This is a genomic window from Streptomyces sp. NBC_01450, assembly GCF_036227505.1.
In the GTDB taxonomy this organism is placed as follows: Bacteria; Actinomycetota; Actinomycetes; order Streptomycetales; family Streptomycetaceae; genus Streptomyces.
On the sequence record NZ_CP109480.1, the window covers coordinates 968,564 to 985,004 of the forward strand.

17 protein-coding genes are annotated in these 16,441 nt (G+C 70.7%); 3 read left to right on the top strand and 14 right to left on the bottom strand.

Annotation, left to right across the window (positions count from 1 at the left end; genetic code table 11):
• Positions 1-47 precede the first annotated feature (47 nt).
• Positions 48-1,328, top strand: coding sequence for an MFS transporter (locus tag OG568_RS04450; protein ID WP_329530370.1), 1,281 nt, complete (start codon positions 48-50; stop codon positions 1,326-1,328).
• On the opposite strand, the gene OG568_RS04455 is transcribed toward OG568_RS04450, so the two are convergent.
• Entirely contained in the window at positions 1,318-2,199 is an 882-nt protein-coding gene (locus OG568_RS04455) for a cytochrome P450 (RefSeq protein ID WP_329530371.1), read from the bottom strand. The genes OG568_RS04450 and OG568_RS04455 overlap by 11 nt on opposite strands.
• A gap of 177 nt (positions 2,200-2,376) precedes the next feature.
• Between OG568_RS04455 and OG568_RS04460 the strand changes: the two genes are divergently transcribed.
• The gene (locus OG568_RS04460) at positions 2,377-3,249 is read left to right on the top strand and encodes a VOC family protein (RefSeq protein WP_329530372.1); all 873 of its coding nucleotides are present in this window, start codon (positions 2,377-2,379) and stop codon (positions 3,247-3,249) included.
• Positions 3,250-3,308: 59 nt separating this feature from the next.
• Here the strand turns inward: OG568_RS04460 and OG568_RS04465 are convergent, their stop codons facing one another.
• The 10 genes from OG568_RS04465 to mftA form a co-directional block, all read right to left on the bottom strand.
• Positions 3,309-3,497, bottom strand: a complete 189-nt coding sequence (locus tag OG568_RS04465) for a ferredoxin (RefSeq protein WP_329530373.1) — start codon at positions 3,495-3,497, stop codon at positions 3,309-3,311.
• 86 nt (positions 3,498-3,583) lie between these two features.
• Entirely contained in the window at positions 3,584-5,056 is a 1,473-nt protein-coding gene (locus tag OG568_RS04470) for a FadR/GntR family transcriptional regulator (protein WP_329530374.1), read from the bottom strand.
• A gap of 174 nt (positions 5,057-5,230) precedes the next feature.
• Positions 5,231-6,436 carry a cytochrome P450 gene (locus OG568_RS04475; protein WP_329530375.1) on the bottom strand — a complete coding sequence of 402 codons (1,206 nt, stop codon included), beginning with the start codon at positions 6,434-6,436 and terminating at the stop codon, positions 5,231-5,233.
• Positions 6,437-6,526: 90 nt separating this feature from the next.
• Complete coding sequence (locus tag OG568_RS04480; protein ID WP_329530376.1) at positions 6,527-7,807, bottom strand: amidohydrolase family protein; 1,281 nt, start codon at positions 7,805-7,807, stop codon at positions 6,527-6,529.
• 142 nt (positions 7,808-7,949) lie between these two features.
• Complete coding sequence (gene mftF, locus OG568_RS04485) at positions 7,950-9,335, bottom strand: mycofactocin biosynthesis glycosyltransferase MftF (protein ID WP_329530377.1); 1,386 nt, start codon at positions 9,333-9,335, stop codon at positions 7,950-7,952.
• Positions 9,332-10,069, bottom strand: coding sequence for a mycofactocin biosynthesis peptidyl-dipeptidase MftE (gene mftE / locus OG568_RS04490; protein ID WP_329530378.1), 738 nt, complete (start codon positions 10,067-10,069; stop codon positions 9,332-9,334). The genes mftF and mftE overlap by 4 nt, the downstream gene beginning before the upstream one ends.
• A 20-nt stretch (positions 10,070-10,089) precedes the next feature.
• Entirely contained in the window at positions 10,090-11,325 is a 1,236-nt protein-coding gene (gene mftD / locus OG568_RS04495) for a pre-mycofactocin synthase MftD (protein WP_329530379.1), read from the bottom strand.
• Positions 11,326-11,350: 25 nt separating this feature from the next.
• A complete protein-coding gene (mftC, locus tag OG568_RS04500) occupies positions 11,351-12,571 on the bottom strand; it encodes a mycofactocin radical SAM maturase (protein ID WP_329530380.1) in 1,221 nt (406 codons plus the stop codon).
• Positions 12,568-12,843: a mycofactocin biosynthesis chaperone MftB gene (mftB, locus tag OG568_RS04505; RefSeq protein ID WP_329530381.1), complete on the bottom strand. Its 276-nt coding sequence runs from the start codon at positions 12,841-12,843 to the stop codon at positions 12,568-12,570. Before mftB ends, mftC begins: the two co-directional genes overlap by 4 nt.
• A gap of 10 nt (positions 12,844-12,853) precedes the next feature.
• Positions 12,854-12,994, bottom strand: coding sequence for a mycofactocin precursor MftA (mftA, locus tag OG568_RS04510; RefSeq protein ID WP_329530382.1), 141 nt, complete (start codon positions 12,992-12,994; stop codon positions 12,854-12,856).
• A gap of 183 nt (positions 12,995-13,177) precedes the next feature.
• Here mftA and mftG point away from each other — a divergent pair, with 183 nt between their 5' ends.
• Positions 13,178-14,752, top strand: coding sequence for a mycofactocin dehydrogenase MftG (gene mftG / locus OG568_RS04515; protein ID WP_329530383.1), 1,575 nt, complete (start codon positions 13,178-13,180; stop codon positions 14,750-14,752).
• 44 nt (positions 14,753-14,796) lie between these two features.
• Here the strand turns inward: mftG and OG568_RS04520 are convergent, their stop codons facing one another.
• From OG568_RS04520 to OG568_RS04530, 3 genes are all read right to left on the bottom strand, one after another.
• On the bottom strand, positions 14,797-15,147 hold the full coding sequence (locus OG568_RS04520) for an acyl-CoA-like ligand-binding transcription factor (RefSeq protein WP_329530384.1): 351 nt from the start codon (positions 15,145-15,147) through the stop codon (positions 14,797-14,799).
• Positions 15,148-15,310: 163 nt separating this feature from the next.
• Positions 15,311-15,703 carry a nuclear transport factor 2 family protein gene (locus OG568_RS04525; protein ID WP_329530385.1) on the bottom strand — a complete coding sequence of 131 codons (393 nt, stop codon included), beginning with the start codon at positions 15,701-15,703 and terminating at the stop codon, positions 15,311-15,313.
• 259 nt (positions 15,704-15,962) lie between these two features.
• Complete coding sequence (locus tag OG568_RS04530; RefSeq protein ID WP_329530386.1) at positions 15,963-16,361, bottom strand: nuclear transport factor 2 family protein; 399 nt, start codon at positions 16,359-16,361, stop codon at positions 15,963-15,965.
• Positions 16,362-16,441 lie beyond the last annotated feature (80 nt).

Genomic DNA, 16,441 nt, shown 5'->3' on the forward strand with positions numbered 1-16,441 from the left:
CAGTTTATCGGAAGCGCGACATCTTGTTCCGCAGTGAGCATGGTGATGTGTCAAGGAATCGATCGATCACTCTGCTGTCGGTCGGCCATGCCTGTGTGGACATCTACCAGGGCGCGGTCGCCTCTCTCGTCCCGTTCTTCGTCGCCGAGCGCGCCTACAGCTACGCCGCGGTCTCGGGCATCGTGCTCGCCGCGTCGGTGCTGTCCTCGGTGGCCCAGCCCGTTTTCGGTCTGCTCACCGACCGCTGGGCGACGCCCTGGATCCTGCCCGTGAGCACCGTCCTGGGCGGACTCGGCATCGCCCTGAGCGGCCTGAGCGGCTCCTACACGCTGACCCTGGTGTGCGTGGCGGTGTCCGGCGTCGGGGTCGCCGCCTACCATCCCGAGTCCGCCCGTATCGCCCGGTTGGCCAGCGAGGGCAGCCACAGCGCGATGGGCTGGTTCTCCGTCGGCGGCAACCTCGGTTTCGCCGCCGCGCCCCTCATGGTCACCACCGTCGTCGCCTCCGGCGGGCTGCACCGGTCACCCCTGCTCGTGCTGCCCGCCCTCGCCGGCAGCGTGCTCTGCCTGCCCGTCCTGCGCGCACTCCAGAAGAGGACAGCGCTCGGCGGCACCAACACCGTGGTCGCAGCGGGCGCCGACGACAAGGCGTCGTTCCTGAAGCTGTCGCTGGCCGTGGTCTTCCGGTCCATCGTCTTCGTCGGCCTGAGCACGTTCATCTCGCTCTACGCCCAGCAGCGCACGGGCGGCGGTGCGGCAGCCGGCACCGTGGCACTGTCCGTGCTCTACACCGGCGGCGCACTGGGCTCCGTGCTGGGCGGCAGCCTGGCCAACCGCTGGGACCGGGTCACCGTCGCCCGCTGGTCGTACCTCCTCACGATCCCCGCCGTCGCGGGAACCGTGTTCGTCCCCGGCCCGGTGTTCTACGTGTTCGTGGCACTGACCTCCGCCGGCCTGTACATCCCCTTCTCCTTGCACGTCACCCTCGGCCAGGACTACCTGCCCACCCGCGTCGGCACCGCCGGCGGAGTCACCCTCGGACTGACCGTCAGCATCGGCGGCCTGGTCAGCCCGCTCATCGGCAGCCTCGCCGACGCGACCTCCCTGCGCACCGCCCTGGCCCCCCTGATCCTGATGCCCGTACTGAGCTGGCTGCTCTTCCGCACCCTGCCCGAGCCCACCGCACCGAAGCCCGTCGCGACGGCGCGGCGAACCGGAAACGACACGGATGAGGCTGCTGGTCCCGCCCGTACCGGCGGGACCAGCAGCCCGATGAGGGCGCCCGCAGCACCACTGCCGGGCGAGGACGGAGCCCCCGCTACCAGGTGACCGGCAGCTCCATGATGCCGAAGGCGAGCGAGTCGGCCGGCCGGAAGGCGAGTTCCTCTCGGTCGACCGCGAGGCGCAGGGTCGGGATGCGGCGGTAGAGGGTGCCGCAGACGACCTGGAGCTCGATCCGGGCGAGCTGCTGGCCGAGGCACTGGTGGATGCCCCAGCCGAAGGCGTGGTGGTGGCTCGCCTTACGGTCGAGGTCCAGCTTCTCCGGCTCGGGGAACGCCGTCGGGTCCCAGTTCCCGGCGGGCAGCGGGACGACGATGCCGTCGCCGGCCTCGATGCGCACGCCCTCGAACTCGAAGTCCTCCTTGGCGATCCGCCGCTGTCCGAACTGGGCGACGGTCAGATAGCGCAGGATCTCCTCGACCGCGCCCGCGACGGCCTTCGTGTCGTCGATCTCCCGCAACCGGGCCGGCTGCTCGGGGTTTTCGAGCAGCAGGGCGGTGCCCAGCGTGATCATGTTGGCGCTGGTCTCGTGCCCGGCGATCAGCAGGATCATCGAGAGCAGGGTCGCCTCGGGAAGGGTGAGGTCGCCGTCCTTGATCCGCGCTGCGAAGTCCGAGAGCACGTCGTCGCCGGGGTTCTCCATCTTCGCCTGAAGCAGCGCCGCCAGGTATCCGCCGAGCGCCTCGTTCGCCCGCCGGTCGTCCTCGGCGGTCTTGTCGCTGCGGGTGGCGAAGGAGGCGTTCTCCTGGAAGAAGTCATGGTCGTCGTACGGCACTCCGAGCAGCGCGCAGATCATCAGCGAGGGCAGCGGCAGCGACAGCGCGGTCACCAGGTCCACCGGCTTGGGACCGGCCAGCATCTTGTCGATCAGCTCGTCGGTGAACCGCTGGATCTCCGGCCGCAGCGCCGTGGATGGCACAACGGACGGATCCTCGCGTGCCGGGCCGGTCCCACTCGGCCGGTGCCGATCGTCCCCGTCTCTCCCGGTCAGTGGGACGGCCCGGGCGGCGGGCACACCGAAGCGCCTACCGTCGCGCATATGGAGAAACCGGGGCCCTGGCCGCCCTGGACTGACCAGCGTGAAGGAGAGAGTCGGATGGGAGTTCATTCGCTCGGGTACCTGAGGCTCGAGTCCAACGACATCGAGAAGTGGAGGGCTTTCGGAGCCGACTTCCTCGGGCTCATGCCGGTCGAGGGCGGCGGCTCCGAGTCGCTGTCCTTCCGGATGGACGACTACCCGGCCCGTATCGTCGTCTCCCCGGGCGCCCAGCCCGGAATGACGGCGATCGGCCTCGAGGTCCTGGACGAGCGCGAGCTCGAACGCCTGGTCGCGGACGTCGAGAAGGCCGGGATCAAGGTGACGCCCGGCACCGAGGCCGAGGCGGCGGACCGGAAGGTCACCGGCTTCGTCAAGTTCAACGACCCCGGCGGCAACCCGGTCGAGCTCTTCTACGGCACCGTCCTCGACCACGTACCCGTGCACACCCCACTGGTGTCGAAGTTCGTCACCGGGGACATGGGGTTCGGGCACGCGATCGTCTCCGCCGAGGACGCACGGACCACGTTCGAGTTCTACGTCAACGTGCTCGGTTTCATCGAGCGGAACACCATGCGCTCGCCGGGCGGCACGACCTGGTTCATGGGCTGCAATCCCCGGCACCACACCCTCGGCGTCACCCCGATGCCGGGCCCCGGGCGCCTGCTGCACTTCATGGTCGAGGCGGCGACGCTGGACGACGTCGGACGCGCCCTGGACCGGGCCGGCACGTACGAGGTGCCGATGATGCACAGCCTCGGCAAGCACACGAACGACCACATGGTGTCGTTCTACGTGTGGTCACCGGAGAACTATGCCGTGGAGTTCGGCTGGAACGGCCTGAAGGTGCCGGAGCCCGTCCCCGTCTACGAGATCACCGACGGCGCGTTCTGGGGGCACCACTTCACGCCGCCGCCGCAGCCGGCCGGCTGAGCGACCGAGCGTGACCGAGCCCCACGGCCCGAGGCCGTGGGGCTCGTGCGTTCACGGCGTCACCCTGCGGTGATCGCTCGTTCCGGGCAGGCCGACTCTCCGTCCCGGGCGGCCTCTTCCAGGTCCTCGGGGACGTCTCCGTCGTAGGGCAGCGCATAACCGTCGTCGTCGAGACGGAAGAGTCCGGGCGCCGCTGCCGCGCACCGCGCGTGCCCGGAGCACTGCGCCGCATCGATGGTGATCTTCACTCAGCCACTCCGTTCTACCGGGCTTGCTTCGATATTCAGGATACTTATTTATCGGGCGAAGGATCGGGTTCGGGCGTGCGTCTGGATCAGTGCCACCAGGGCATGAGCGCGTCCAGGTGACGGCGCATACGGTGCCGTGCCACCCCGGCGTCGCCCTGCACGATCGCGTCGAGGATGCGCTGGTGGACGTGGCGCACCTCGTCGGCTGCCGTGTCACCGGGCAGGGGCCGGTCGTGGCCGGACGCGTGCCGGCGGAACAGCTCGGTGATGATGTCGAGGAAGAGCGACAGCACCGGGTTGCCGGCCAGGGCCGCCAGCTCGGAGTGGAAGAGATCGGCCTTGCGGGGCTCTCCGGCCGGGCCCTCCGTGGTCCACCGCACAGCCCTCGACAGGCGCTCGGCGACCTCCGTGTCGCCCTCGGCGTGCCGGGCGGTCACCCTGGCGACGACGCCGAGTTCGATGGCGTTGCGGACGATCCGCAGGTCGTCGGCCGTGACGCCCTGGTATTCGAGGAAGAGCGCCATCGTGTCGACACTGGCCCGGGGCTCGGGCTCCGTGACGATCAGCCCGCCGCCCGGACCTCGGCGCATGCGGGCGACCGAGTGGTATTCGAGGAGGCGGACGGCCTCGCGCAGCACGGCCCTGCTGACGCCGTACCTGGCCAACAAATCCGCCTCCGAACCGAGCACCGTCCCGATCTGCCGGCCCCGCGCGGCGATGTCGTCGTGGATCCGGGCGGCGATGACCTCGGCGAGCTTGGCCCTCGGGCCCTCGACCAGTTCGGGTTCGACGACGTTCCCCTCGACGCGCCGGCCGCGGCGCACGCGGTGCTTCACGATCCACGCGGTCACCGACTCCAGGTGCGCGGTGAGCTCCGTCTGGGCACGAGCACCGTCGTCGGCGATCACGGCGTCGACGACTGCGCGATGCTCCCGGTGCGAGAACTCCTTCGCCGCGCGCGTCTCCGCCCTGGAGAGCCGACGGGAGGTGTGCGCGTACCGGGCGGTGAGGCGCGTGAGGACGTCGATGAACAGATGCAGCACGGGATTGCCCGACAGCTCGCCGAGCATCGGGTGGAGTGGTTCCTGCGAGTGGACCGACGGGTCGTCCAGGTGCGTGAGTTCGTCGTCGAGCGCCGTGCGGAGGGTGGCGATCCCGTCCTCGGAGATGCGCCCGGCCGCGAGTCCCGCGGCGATGGGCTCCAGCAGCCGGCGGGCCTGGAGCAGGTCCGTGACGCTGGTGCCGACGTACTCGAGATAGATCACCATGGCCCGGGTCGCCGGTCCGGCGTCGGGGGCGCGGACGATCAGGCCGCCGCCCGGGCCGCGCCGCATCCTCGCGACCTGATGGTGCTCGACCAGTCGAACGGCCTCGCGCAGCACGGCGCGGCTCACGCCCAGGCGTTCCCGCAGGTCCGCTTCGGAGCCCAGTGACTCGCCGACCGGCCAGCCCTGGCGGATCACGGTGGCCTCGATACGCAGTGCGGTCTGCGCGGCGAGTTTGCCGACCGCGGTACCGGTCCCGCCGTCGGCGAACTCGCGATCGACGGCAGTCGCCATGGGTCACTCCTCCGGTGGCTCTCGCGGCTCCCGAGTCTATGCGTCACCGCGCCGGAGGGACGAGACGGTGCCACGATTGGAGTGCCCTCATTTCGTCTTCGCGTCGCGAGTCCGCGGGGAGGCGGCGGCGACGCGCCCACCGGGGAGGCGTTCCGTGAACGCACGCGAGCCCCCTCAGCCACGCCACTCCAGGCGGAGCGACTTGATGCCGTACATGTTTCCGTGCTGCCAGAGATCCTGACCGGGCGCGATCCGGTAGTCGGGGATGCGGCGGTGCCACTCCTCGACCGCCACGTTGAGTTCGAGGCGGGCGAGGTGCGAACCCAGGCAGCGATGGGGGCCCGAGCCGAACGCGATGTGGTTGACGGCCTTGCGACGCAGGTCCACTTCGCTCGGGTTGTCGAACCGGTCGGGATCGCGGTTGGTGACCGCCAGCGGGAGCATCACCATCTCGCCCGCCCGCACCGGACAGCCGCCGACCTCGACGTCCCGCGTCGCCTTCCGCGCCGGGACGACGAAGGAATAGACCCGGAGGGTCTCCTCCACGCCGGTGGCGATGAGCGAGGGGTCAGCGAGGATCTCCCCGCGCTGCTCCGGATGTGTCGCGAAGTGGTACAGCGCCCAGCCGATGGAGATCGGGACCGTGTCCAGGCCGGCCTGGAAGAGCAGGATGCAGAAGGCGTGCATGTCCCGGTCGCTGATCGGTGTGCCGTCGATGGTCCAGCTCATGGCGTGGGAGAGCAGGTCGTCGCGCGGAGTAGAACGGCGTAGCGCGATCTGCTCCTCGAAGTACGCCGACACCGCTCGCATGGCGGCCAGCCGCCTGCTGCCGTCCGGGTCCTCATTGTGGGAGAGGTGCAGCAGTTCGTGCACCCAGTCCAGGAAGGTGGGCAGATCCTCCTCGGGCAGTCCCATCAGGCGCATGAAGATCAGGGTCGGGAAACGGCGCGCGAACTCGTCGAGGACGTCGGCGCCGTCGCGCTCCTTCAGCGCGTCGATCAGATCGCCCGCGACCCGGCGGATCTCCGGCTCGCGGGCGGCGACGGTCTTCGGGGAGAAGTAGTGGCCCAGCAGCCGCCGCCACACGGTGTGTACGGGCGGGTCCAGCATTTCGGGGATCCACAGGAACGTCGGATCCGGATCGAGCGCCGTCACCGACTTGTTGGAGAAGGTGCGCCAGTCCTGGAGCGCCTTCTGCACCGCCGGGCCGTCCGTGACGACCCAGTGGCCGCGGGCGACGGTGCTGCGGAAGCCCGAGTGCGCGGCGGCCATCTCGTCCCAGCGGTTCTGATGGCTGAGCACCGGGCCGCCGAGCCGGTTGTCGAAGTGATAGGCGGCGACACCGTCGTGGGTTCCGTCGGGTTCGAGTGTCGTGGTCATCGCGACTCCTCTCGTCGTACGTTCGTCAGAGCGCCTCGCCGGCGATGTCGAGCGCGATGAGCTCGTCTCCGCCGAGGCCGATCTTCCGCCCTATTGAGTGTACTTTTTTAGAGATGCTTCGGTAGGCGGGACGGGAGCCAGCTTCCGGCTCGTGTCGAAGCCCACGATCCCGGCGAGCGTGCCGCCCAGAATCGCCGCGCGGTCGGCGTCGGGGACGTCCGCGAAGTTCTCGGCGACACAGTCGGCGCTGCTGCGGAAGGTTCCCTCGGCGTGCGGGTAGTCGTTGCCCCACATGATCGTCGACAGGCCGGTGATGTGGCGGGCCTTGACCGCTGTGGGGTCGTCGGCGAACTGCACATGGATCTGGCGCCGGACGTACTCGCTGGGCTTGAGCGGGTGCGGCCAGCGACTGTTCACGGCGAACAGCCGTCCCATCGCCGGCTGTTCCTTCGGCGAGCGCGAGTCGTCCCAGAAGCCGAGCCACCAGTCGGGGTCCTGACCGGTGCCGGTCTTCCAGATCTTGTCCATGAACCCCATGTAGGAGACCAGCCAGCCGGCGCTGTACTCGATGAGGTTGAAGTGCAGGTCGGGGAAGCGTTCGCAGGCACCGCCGGCCACCAGGTCGGCGATGATCCCCTGCGGACCGTCCGCCCCGCTGCCCCCGGCGCTCAGGGTGCGGCTCGCCACCATGGCGTCGGTCAGCTGGCCCTTGCCCATGTTCATGGAGGTCATCAGGCCCCGGACCGTGACCGCGGTCTCCGAGACGTTCTCCCTGACCTTGACCCCGCCGGTGGCGACATGGAAGAAGACCGGCATCCCGTTCGCCTGGGCCGCGGCCCACACCGGGTCGTACTCCGGCGACCAGTAGGGCACCGGCGGGATGTCGGGCAGCAGGATCGCGCCGATCCCCAGCCGCGCGCACCGCTCGATCTCGGCGACCGCGTCGGGGATGCGGGTGAGCGGGATCACCGCCGTGGGGCGCAGGCGGTCCCGGTGAGGGAGGTAGCGCTCGGCGATGTAGTCGTTCCACACGCGCGCGTGAGCCATCGACAGTTCGTGGTCGTCGGTGAACAGGACGAACAGCGAGAGGTTGGGGAACATGACCGACGCGTCGACGCCGTCCAGGTCCATGTCGCGGATGATGTGCTCCGGCTCGCCGTCCGGCGTCTGACCGCCGTGCTGGCGGTACTTGGAGATGGTCCAGCCGTCGAAGCCGATGGTGTGGAGCTTCTTGAACTCCGTGTGACCGCCCGGAACGATCGGCTCCTCCAGGGTGAACTCCTCTTCCCACAGGGCCCGTTCACGGAGGTGCTTGGGCAGCCGGGTCTTGAAGAGATCGACCGGCTCGATGATGTGTGAGTCACCGGACACGACAAATTCCTTGAACACAGGCAGTACCCCTTTTCGAACCTCGTCGTTCGCTGCAGGACTCACCCGGGCTTGCCTACGAAGTTAACTGTACCGATCGGTCGAGTCAATAATTGAGGGTACGGAATGTCGCGTCGACCCCGCGTCAGCGGGTGACGCGCGGCCGCAGCGCGCCGGTGGAGCGGCCCCTCAGGGCCGAGAGCCACACGCCGGCCCCGTAGGCGAGATCGTCGAGACGGCGGGCGACGGCGTAGCGGAGGGGGTCGAGGGGAACCTGTTCGTGCCGGTACTCAAGTGCCACGTCGGCCAGCGCGGCAGCCACCACGGCCCTGCGTACCCGACGGGAAACCGTGCACCCGGCAGCCGCGAGCGGCCACCAGTGGCGGGTCAGCAGCGCGGAGGCCTGCGACAAGGTGCCGAGGGCGCCGTTGGCAGTGAGCCGCACGGCGAGCCGGTACGGATGCCGGGTACCGTCCAGTTTGCGGGCGATGCGCACGGTGACCACCCCCAGAACGGCCCCCGCGGCCGGGACCGACCAACGGCGTTGAGCGAGCAGCGCGGTGACGAACACCATGCTCCACGGGGCGAACACGGCGGGCGCGATGAAGTCCGGGTGCCGCTCGGCGAGGGGCTGGGCCCCGGTCCCGTACACGGCCTTGCGCAGAAGCCAGTCCCCCACGCGCACACGATGCTCGTGTGCGGCCCGGACCACTGGCTCGTAGCGCACCCGCAGGCCCGCGTCGATCAGCCGCCAACACAGGTCGACGTCCTCCCCGACCCGCATGCCGTCGTCGAAGCCCTCCCCCAGCATGTCCACCCGCGCCACCACGCAGGCCGAGGACGCCCAGGAGACGGGCGTGCCGGGGTGCACAGGCGCCGGATGTGCGCCGAGGTCGAGGGAGGACCGGCCGTTCTCGTACCGTTCGATCCAGGTCGTGGCGGTGGTGGGCAGGCCGGTGATGCGTGGTACGGCCATGGCGACCCGGGGATCGGCGAAGTGCCGTAGCAGGGTGGGGACCGTGTCGGCGTCGAGCACGATGTCGGAGTCGGCGAAGACCACATACGGGGTGGTGACGAGCCGGAGCCCGGCGTTGCGGGCGCCGGCGGGTCCGACGTTCGCGGTCAGGGCGACCAGCCGGGCGCCGTGCCGGGTGGCGACGGCGGCCACGGCCGCCGGGCGGCGTGAGGCGTCGTCCACCACGATCACCGGATGGTCCGTGCCGATGCTCCGCAGCAGCCGGTCCAGTTGGCGCGGTCGGTCCCGGACCGGGATCACGACCGTGCAGCGGGGGTCCGGGGGTGCGGGCAGCGATGCGGCCACGGGGTGGGCCATGCGGCACGCGAGCAGCCGGTCCGCGAGGAGCGCGCTCGCCGCGCTCCGTACGGGGATTGTCCGGTCCACGAGGAGCCGCCGGGCCCGCGGTGTCAGCCGCAGCAGCCGGGTCGGGAACCCGCCGAGGAGAGCCCTGCCCCCGTCGACGACCCGGGTGTGCCGGTCCAGTTCGACCAGGAAACCGATGGGAAGTGTCATGGGTCCACCGCCTCCGGGCGGGCCGGATCGCCGAGACGGCCCCGGTCGTCGCAGGTCCACGCGCTGATCCGGCCGACGGTTGCGGACACCATCGCTGCCATCGCCCCACGGCCCTCCTCGGCCGAGGCACCGGCGGGATCGCCGAGCACACCGGAGGAGGAGACCTCGCGGACGCCCCGGGCCATCAGCTCCGGCAGGAGGACGGAAAGTGGCCGCGTGTCACCGGCGACAGCGTCGTCGAGGCGTACCCGGTCGGGTGTCAGGTACAGCAGCAGTGCGGTCTCCGCTCGGCCCGCGTGCGCGTCGCCGCCCGGTACCTCGCAGCAGATCCAGGCGGCGTCGTGGCCCTCGGCACGCAGCAGGCCGACGGCCGTGCCGAGGGTGGCCGTGTTGCCGCCGTGGCCGTTGACGAACACGACGCGGCCCGCCCACAGCAGCAGCGAGCGCGCCAGCTCCACGATGACCGCGTGCAGCGCCTCGTGACCGATCGAGACGGTGCCCGGGAAGTCCGCGTGTTCGCCGCTGGCGCCGTACGCGAGCGGCGGTGCCACCAGCGGTGGACCGTACGGTCCTCTGGCGAGGGCGTCGGCCGTCCGCCGGGCGACCGCGTGGGCGACCACGGTGTCGGTGTCCAGCGGCAGGTGCGGGCCGTGCTGTTCGGTGGACCCGACCGGAACCAGGACGAGCGCACCGGACGGTACGGCCGGCCAGACGGCGTCCGAGAGATCTCGCACGCCGGTGTCCTCCGGCATGCTCAGGCGACCGGTGATTCGAGGTGGGCCGGGACGGCCTCGGGCGGCACCGGGAGGTCCCCGCCGCCCAAGGTCAGTGAGAAACCCGGTGGTATCACCAGATCCCCGGGCCCCAACTCGTCGACGCCGGAGTGCCCGAGGCCCAGCACGGCCGAGTCGAGCCCGCCACGCAGGATGTCCAGCACGTTCTCGACACCGGCCTGTCCGTTCGCCGCGAGGCCCCAGAGGTAGGCACGGCCGATCAGCACGGCGCGGGCGCCGAGGGCGAGTGCCTTCGCCACGTCCCCGCCGCGCCGTATGCCGCCGTCGAGGAGGACCTCCACCTGGTGGCCGACCGCTGCCGCGATGGAGGGCAGGACCCGGATGACGGCCGGAGTGGTGTCCAGGTTGTTCCCGCCGTGGTTGGACACCGACAGGCCCGACACTCCGGCGTCGACGGCCCGTTTGGCGTCGTCCAGCCGGGTCACGCCCTTCAGGAGGAAGGGCCCGCCCCACTCCTCCCGCAGCCACTTGACGTCCTCCCAGGTCGGCGGCGTGGTCCGCATCCATTCGCCGTAGGCGCCGAAGAACGTGGGGGCGTCGCCGCCGGGTGGCCGCAGGTTGGGCACCGTGAGGTCGGGGACACGGCCGGACCTCGCATACCTCCACAGCCAGCCCGGGCGGGGCAGGACGTCGGGGGTGAGGCGCAGCGCGGTTCTCCAGTCGACTCGGTCCGGGATGGCCGGACTCCCCCAGTCGCGTCCGTGGGAGAAGGACCAGTCGAGGGTGACGATCAGCGCTTTGGCGCCCGCCGCCCTGGCCCGCTCCACGCGCTGCACCATCGCGTCCCGGGTACCGCTCCAGTACAGCTGGAAGAAGGTGTTCGGGTTGGCGGCGGTGACCTCTTCCACCGGTCTGCTCGCGAACGAGCTCAGGCCCATGATGACGCCCCGTCCGGCCGCGGCGCGTGCCACGGCCACCTCCCCTTCCGGGTCCACCGCCTGCACGCCGGTCGGTGAGATGAGCACGGGAAGGGCCGTCGGTACGCCCAGCACGGTCGTGGACAGATCGCGCTCCGCGTGGTGGCCCACGAGCCGCGGGGCGAAGCCCAGTTCGGCGAAGGCCGCGAGGTTGGCGTCGATCGTCCGCCCGCGCTCCGAGCCCGCGACGAGCGCGCCGTAGACCGTGCTCGGCAGTTTCTTCTCGGCCCGTCGTTGTGCCTCGGCGACCGATTCGAACCAGGGGTTCCGGCGTCGCATCTGCCACTCCTCGGAGATCGGGTCCTCAGGTCAGTCGGAGCCCGGCCAGCGGGTCCTGGGCGCAGTCGCTCACCGGAGGCCGGGCCGGGTCCTCGCGGCGGGTGAGGACGAGGTCCACCGGCCGCGGGCGCCGGGAATGGTCCGCGGACGGGCGTGGACGGCCGCCCCGGCCCGCGAGCGCCTGCTCGCCGTGTCCCTGCACGCACTCGGGATCGGGGCCGTCCAGCGGAAGGCCGGTGAAGAACTTCGCGGCCATGCATCCGCCCTTGCAGGTGTCGTAGAACGCGCAGGAGGCGCAGGCTCCGCCGTGCTGCGGGGCGCGCAGCCGCCGGAACAGCTCGGAGTTCCGCCACACTGCGGCGAAGCCGCCCGTCTCGCGGACGTTGCCCGCGAGGAACTCCTCGTGGAGGGCGAACGGGCAGGCGTACACGTCGCCGACCGGGTCGATCAGGCAGACGACCCGCCCGGCACCGCACAGGTTCAGGCCGGGGAGCGCCTGACCGTAGGCGGAGAGGTGGAAGAAGGAGTCTCCGGTCAGCACGTTCTCGCCGTGGGCGAGCAGCCAGTCGTACAGCTCGCGTTGCTGCGCGGCGGTCGGGTGCAGGTCGTCCCAGACGTCCGCGCCGCGTCCGGAGGGGCGCAGCCGGGTCAGGCGCAGCTGGGCTCCGAAGCGGTCGGCAAGGGCCTTGAAGTCGTCGAGCTGGGGGATGTTGTGCCGGGTGCAGACCACGGAGATCTTGAAGTTGCGCATTCCGGCGGAGGCGAGGTGCTGCAGCGCCCGCAGCGCCGTGGCGTACGAACCGGGCCCGCGTACCGCGTCGTTGACGTCTGCCGTCGCGCCGTCGAGCGAGATCTGTACGTCCACGTAGTCGTTGCGGGCGAGACGCCCGGCGGTCTCGTGAGTGATCCGAACGCCGTTGGTGGAGAACTTCACCCCCACGTGGTGTGCCGTGGCGTAGTCCAGGAGCTCCCAGAAGTCGGGTCGGACGGTGGGCTCGCCGCCGCCGATGTTGACGTAGAAGACCTGCATGGCCTCCAGTTCGTCGATGACCGCCTCGGCCTCCGTCGTGCTCAGCTCCCGGGGGTCGCGTCGGCCGGAGCTGGACAGGCAGTGGGCGCAGGCCAGGTTGCAGGCGTAGGTCAGCTCCCAGGTGAGGCAGATCGGGGCGTCGAGTCCGTGCTCGAACAGGTCGACCAGCCGTGGCGTCCGGGGCGTGGGCCCGAGGGCCGTGGGTGCGGTGGTCATGTGATCCTTCCGACGAGCATCGACGCGTCGGCGAGTGCGGCCAGGGCACGGCCGTACCGGGCCAGTTCGCCCTCGTCGACGCCGGCGGCCAGACAGGCGGCCCGGGCCGTCCGGGCGTGGGCGAGGTGCTGTACGACCGCGAGCAGCCGGCGGTCCTTGAGGAAGGTCAGCCTTCGGGTGCCGAAGTGGTAGAGCAGCGCACCGAAGGGTTCGGGGCGCACCGAGACCTGCGGATGCAGGTCCCAGGCGCGGTCGAGGTCCAGCCGTGTCATCCGGCGACGCCTAGTAGACGCCGCACATGCCGTCGATGGAGATCTCCTCCAGGAGGTCCTCGGCCTCGATCAGCGCGGGCGGGGCACAGTCCTGGTCGTGCTCGGCGTCCAAGGCCGCCTCTTCGGGCACGGTGGAGCGGAGTTCGTTCATGCGACTCTCCCTCGGATGCGGGGAACCCAATGGCACTCGATGCCAAAACCACGGCGGTCCGCACCGCCGACTCGTCCGGCACACCTGACGCTAGGTCACCGGTACGCCGGGCGCCCGAGGCTGTCCCGGTCAGCGGGACACGCCACCGCGCACAGAGGTCGGTGCGTCTTCAATCACGTGTTCATGAGGCGGACGGAGCACCGGGCCGGCCGGGCAAGCGGCGCGGACGTCATCGTGGTGGGTGCCGGCGGCAGCGGTGCCGCTCTCGCGGCACGGCTGAGCGAGGACGCCGGCCGCACCGTGCTGGTGCTGGAGGCAGGCCCAGTACCGCGCACTTCGTCGGCGTTCGCACCCGAGTTGCTGGACGCACGGCTCGTGCCCGGCGCCCAGCCCGGGCACCCGGCCGTCCTGCCGTACGACGTACACCTCACCCCGACGCGTCCGTACACCGTCGTCCGGGGGCGCTGGCTCGGCGGCTCGACCACCGTCAACGGCGGGTACTTCGTTCGCGCCCGGCGGGCTGACTTCGCACGCTGGGCGGACGTGGGCGGCGCGGTCTGGTCGTACGACCGGGTGCTTCCGTTTCTCCGCGCTCTGGAGTCCGACCTCGACCACGGTGCCGACGCACTGCACGGCGGCCACGGGCCGGTACGCGTCCGTCGCACGGAGCTCCGCCATCCCGCCGCCCTCGCGTTCCGGGCGGCTGCCCATCGGCTGGGCTTCCCCGCGGAGCCGGACAAGAACGCCCAGGACCCGCCGGGGTTCGGCCCGGTGCCGTCCAACGCCGTGGACGGGGTACGCGTCAACACCGGCATCAGCTACCTGCTCGGCGCCTTGGGCCGCCCCAACCTCCGGGTGGAAGGAGACAGTACGGTCCGCAGGGTCATCGTCGAACGGGACCGCGCCACCGGCGTGGAGGTCGAGCGCCATGGGCACCGCAGAGTGCTCCGCGCCGGCGAAGTCGTGCTCTGCGCGGGGGCGTTCCGCTCTCCCCAGCTGCTGCACCTGTCGGGCATCGGGCCTCGCCGTGACCTGGAGGCCCTCGGGATCGCCGTCGTCAAGGACGCTCCCGCCGTCGGAGCCCGGTTCGGCGACCATCCCCAGGTGGTCCTGGAGTGGGTGCCCCGGCGCCCCCTGGGGGTGTCCTCCGACTCATGGCTCGGCGGAGTCCTGCACCTGAGCTCTTCGGACGGGAGCCATCCGGGCGACCTGGAGATCCTGCAGTCCCTCGTCCCCATGGCCGGGCTGACCCGCGGGAAGGTGTCCGTCCCCGGCGCGCCTCTGGCGTTCCTCGTCTCCGTCCAGACACCGCGGCTGAGCGGCCGGATGCGCACCCGTTCCGCCGATCCCGCGACACCTCCGAGCCTCGCCTACGGCTATCTGGCGACCGCGGCGGACCGGCGGCGGATGCGCGAAGCGGTCCGCGCCACTGCCGAGTTGGCCGGCACGAGTGACTTCGGGGAGGTCTGCGGGGGTCTCACGGAGCCGATGGCGGCGGTGCTGGAGGACGACCTCCTGCTCGACCAGTGGATCCTCGGGCATCTCGGTACAGCGCATCACACCTGTGGGACGGTCCCTCTGGGCCCCTCGGACGATCCCCGGGCGGCGGTCGACCCCTACGGCAGAGTGCACGGCGTCGACGGTCTGCGTGTCGCGGACACCTCGATCCTGCCGACGCCGCCGTTGCGGGGACCGGCGGCCACCGCCGTCCTCGTCGGCGAGGTGGTCGCCGACGCCATGCGGCGCGGTCTGTCCTGAACCGCCTCGGCGTACACGGACGCGACGTCGCGACACGATCGGCACTACGCCCGCAGGGCCGCCTCCCCGTATCCGGCGGCAAGTTGCCGGATGGCCAGATCCAACAGACCGCACAGATCGGCGTCCTCGTCGCTGAGCCACTGCTCGTACGCGGCGACACACGCGGCCAGGACGGTACTGCCGATCAGCCGGGGCAGCAGGTCGGACACGGGCCGGTCCAGGCGCCGCGCGGCGAACCTGGTGACGAGCGCTCGCCATGACGCGTAGCGCACGGCCGAGTCCGCCTGCAGCGTCGGCACCCGCAGGATCAGCGTCATACGCTGCCGGTGCCAGGGCACGACGGCCGGGTCGAACCGGTTGAACTCGACGACCGCCTTGCGCAACGCGTCCATCATCGGCACCTATCGGCCTGCGGAGCGCCGGTAAGACCAGGAGCGATCCCGGCACAGCGCGAAGAAACAGGAAGCCACGGATTCCCGACCGGAAGCCGTGTCGCGTAGCGGCACAGCAACCAGTCAAGGAAGGCCAGAATCCTCGCCCTTCGGGGCGAGGAGCATGTCAATTGAAGGTCGTGACCCGCCTGCGGAACTTCCATACGTCACCCACGCGGACCAAAGTGTCCTCGTAGGTCCCGACGAGTTGGACGGCCCAACCCTCCTCACCTCGGACGAAGAACACCAGGTTGCTGCTGGCGGTGACCACGTCTCCGGGAGGGGAGGTCAGGAGGGTGTTGCCGACGAGGTGCAGCTGCGGAGCCTGCGGCGTGAACGCCGCGTAGGCCTTGCCGATGGCCTCCCGGCCCTCGAAGGTGCCCTGACCGGTGATCTCGGCGACGCCGTCCTCGGTGAACAGGTCGGGGATGGCCTCGGTGCGGCCCGCGTCGATGGCGTGGGCGTAGGTGGCGATGGCGGTCTGTACACCGGCAAGGGTTGCTTCGGCGGAAATGGTCATGTGTCTTCTTCTCTCCCAGGGTGAATCGATGGGCGGAGTGGGTCGAGGCGGGGAGCTAGTGCCGCGGCAGGCAACGTTTGCCCGTCAAGGAGCGGCGTCCGGTGCGTGCTCTCGGCGTGCCGGCCGGAAGGCCCCGTCGACGGACCGGACGTACTTGGACTTTCGGCCGGTGCGGCGAGTGGGGGCACCGCCCACGCCCTTGAGGCAGTGGGGGAGCGTGCCGGGCGTCGCGACGGGGCGAACGTTGCCCGTCGCGGCACTAGGCCTGGTAGGTGGTCCTGCGGCGGTGCAACAGCCACGTGCCGTCGACGCGGCGGAAGGTGTCGTCGTAGCGGCCCACGAGCTGTGGTGCCCAGCCCGGCTCCGCGCGCAGGAAGAAGACCACGTCGCTCACCGCCGTGGCTTCGTCCTCGGCGGCGGAGGTGACGACGGTATTGGTCACGACGTGCAGCTGCGGCCGTGTCGGCGCCCAGCCCTTGAAGGCCTCCCGGATCCCGTCCTGACCCTCTACGGGATCCATGCCCGGTACTTCGAGAACTCCGTCGGGCGTGTACAACGCGACGACCTCATCGGTACGGCCGGCGTCCTGCGCCTGGGCGTGGGCCCCGATCACGGCCCGCACACCCTCCGCGACCCACGCCTGTGTGGCTTCGCTCATTCTCTCTCCAAGGTCGGACGGGCCTGCGCTCGGCAGCAGCACCCCACCACTTCTTTCGACCACTCAGTCTATTACTGCCA

What these genes read in the sequence shown, in the direction of transcription:
- OG568_RS04530 (WP_329530386.1), bottom strand. Translation starts at nt 16,361, where the DNA reads ATGAGCGAAGCCACACAGGCGTGGGTCGCGGAGGGTGTGCGGGCCGTG.
- mftF (WP_329530377.1), bottom strand. Translation starts at nt 9,335, where the DNA reads ATGACACTTCCCATCGGTTTCCTGGTCGAACTGGACCGGCACACCCGG.
- mftC (WP_329530380.1), bottom strand. Translation starts at nt 12,571, where the DNA reads ATGACCACCGCACCCACGGCCCTCGGGCCCACGCCCCGGACGCCACGG.
- mftG (WP_329530383.1), top strand. Translation starts at nt 13,178, where the DNA reads ATGAGGCGGACGGAGCACCGGGCCGGCCGGGCAAGCGGCGCGGACGTC.
- OG568_RS04460 (WP_329530372.1), top strand. Translation starts at nt 2,377, where the DNA reads ATGGGAGTTCATTCGCTCGGGTACCTGAGGCTCGAGTCCAACGACATC.
- mftD (WP_329530379.1), bottom strand. Translation starts at nt 11,325, where the DNA reads ATGCGACGCCGGAACCCCTGGTTCGAATCGGTCGCCGAGGCACAACGA.
- OG568_RS04520 (WP_329530384.1), bottom strand. Translation starts at nt 15,147, where the DNA reads ATGATGGACGCGTTGCGCAAGGCGGTCGTCGAGTTCAACCGGTTCGAC.
- OG568_RS04475 (WP_329530375.1), bottom strand. Translation starts at nt 6,436, where the DNA reads ATGACCACGACACTCGAACCCGACGGAACCCACGACGGTGTCGCCGCC.
- mftB (WP_329530381.1), bottom strand. Translation starts at nt 12,843, where the DNA reads ATGACACGGCTGGACCTCGACCGCGCCTGGGACCTGCATCCGCAGGTC.
- OG568_RS04525 (WP_329530385.1), bottom strand. Translation starts at nt 15,703, where the DNA reads ATGACCATTTCCGCCGAAGCAACCCTTGCCGGTGTACAGACCGCCATC.
- OG568_RS04470 (WP_329530374.1), bottom strand. Translation starts at nt 5,056, where the DNA reads ATGGCGACTGCCGTCGATCGCGAGTTCGCCGACGGCGGGACCGGTACC.
- mftA (WP_329530382.1), bottom strand. Translation starts at nt 12,994, where the DNA reads ATGAACGAACTCCGCTCCACCGTGCCCGAAGAGGCGGCCTTGGACGCC.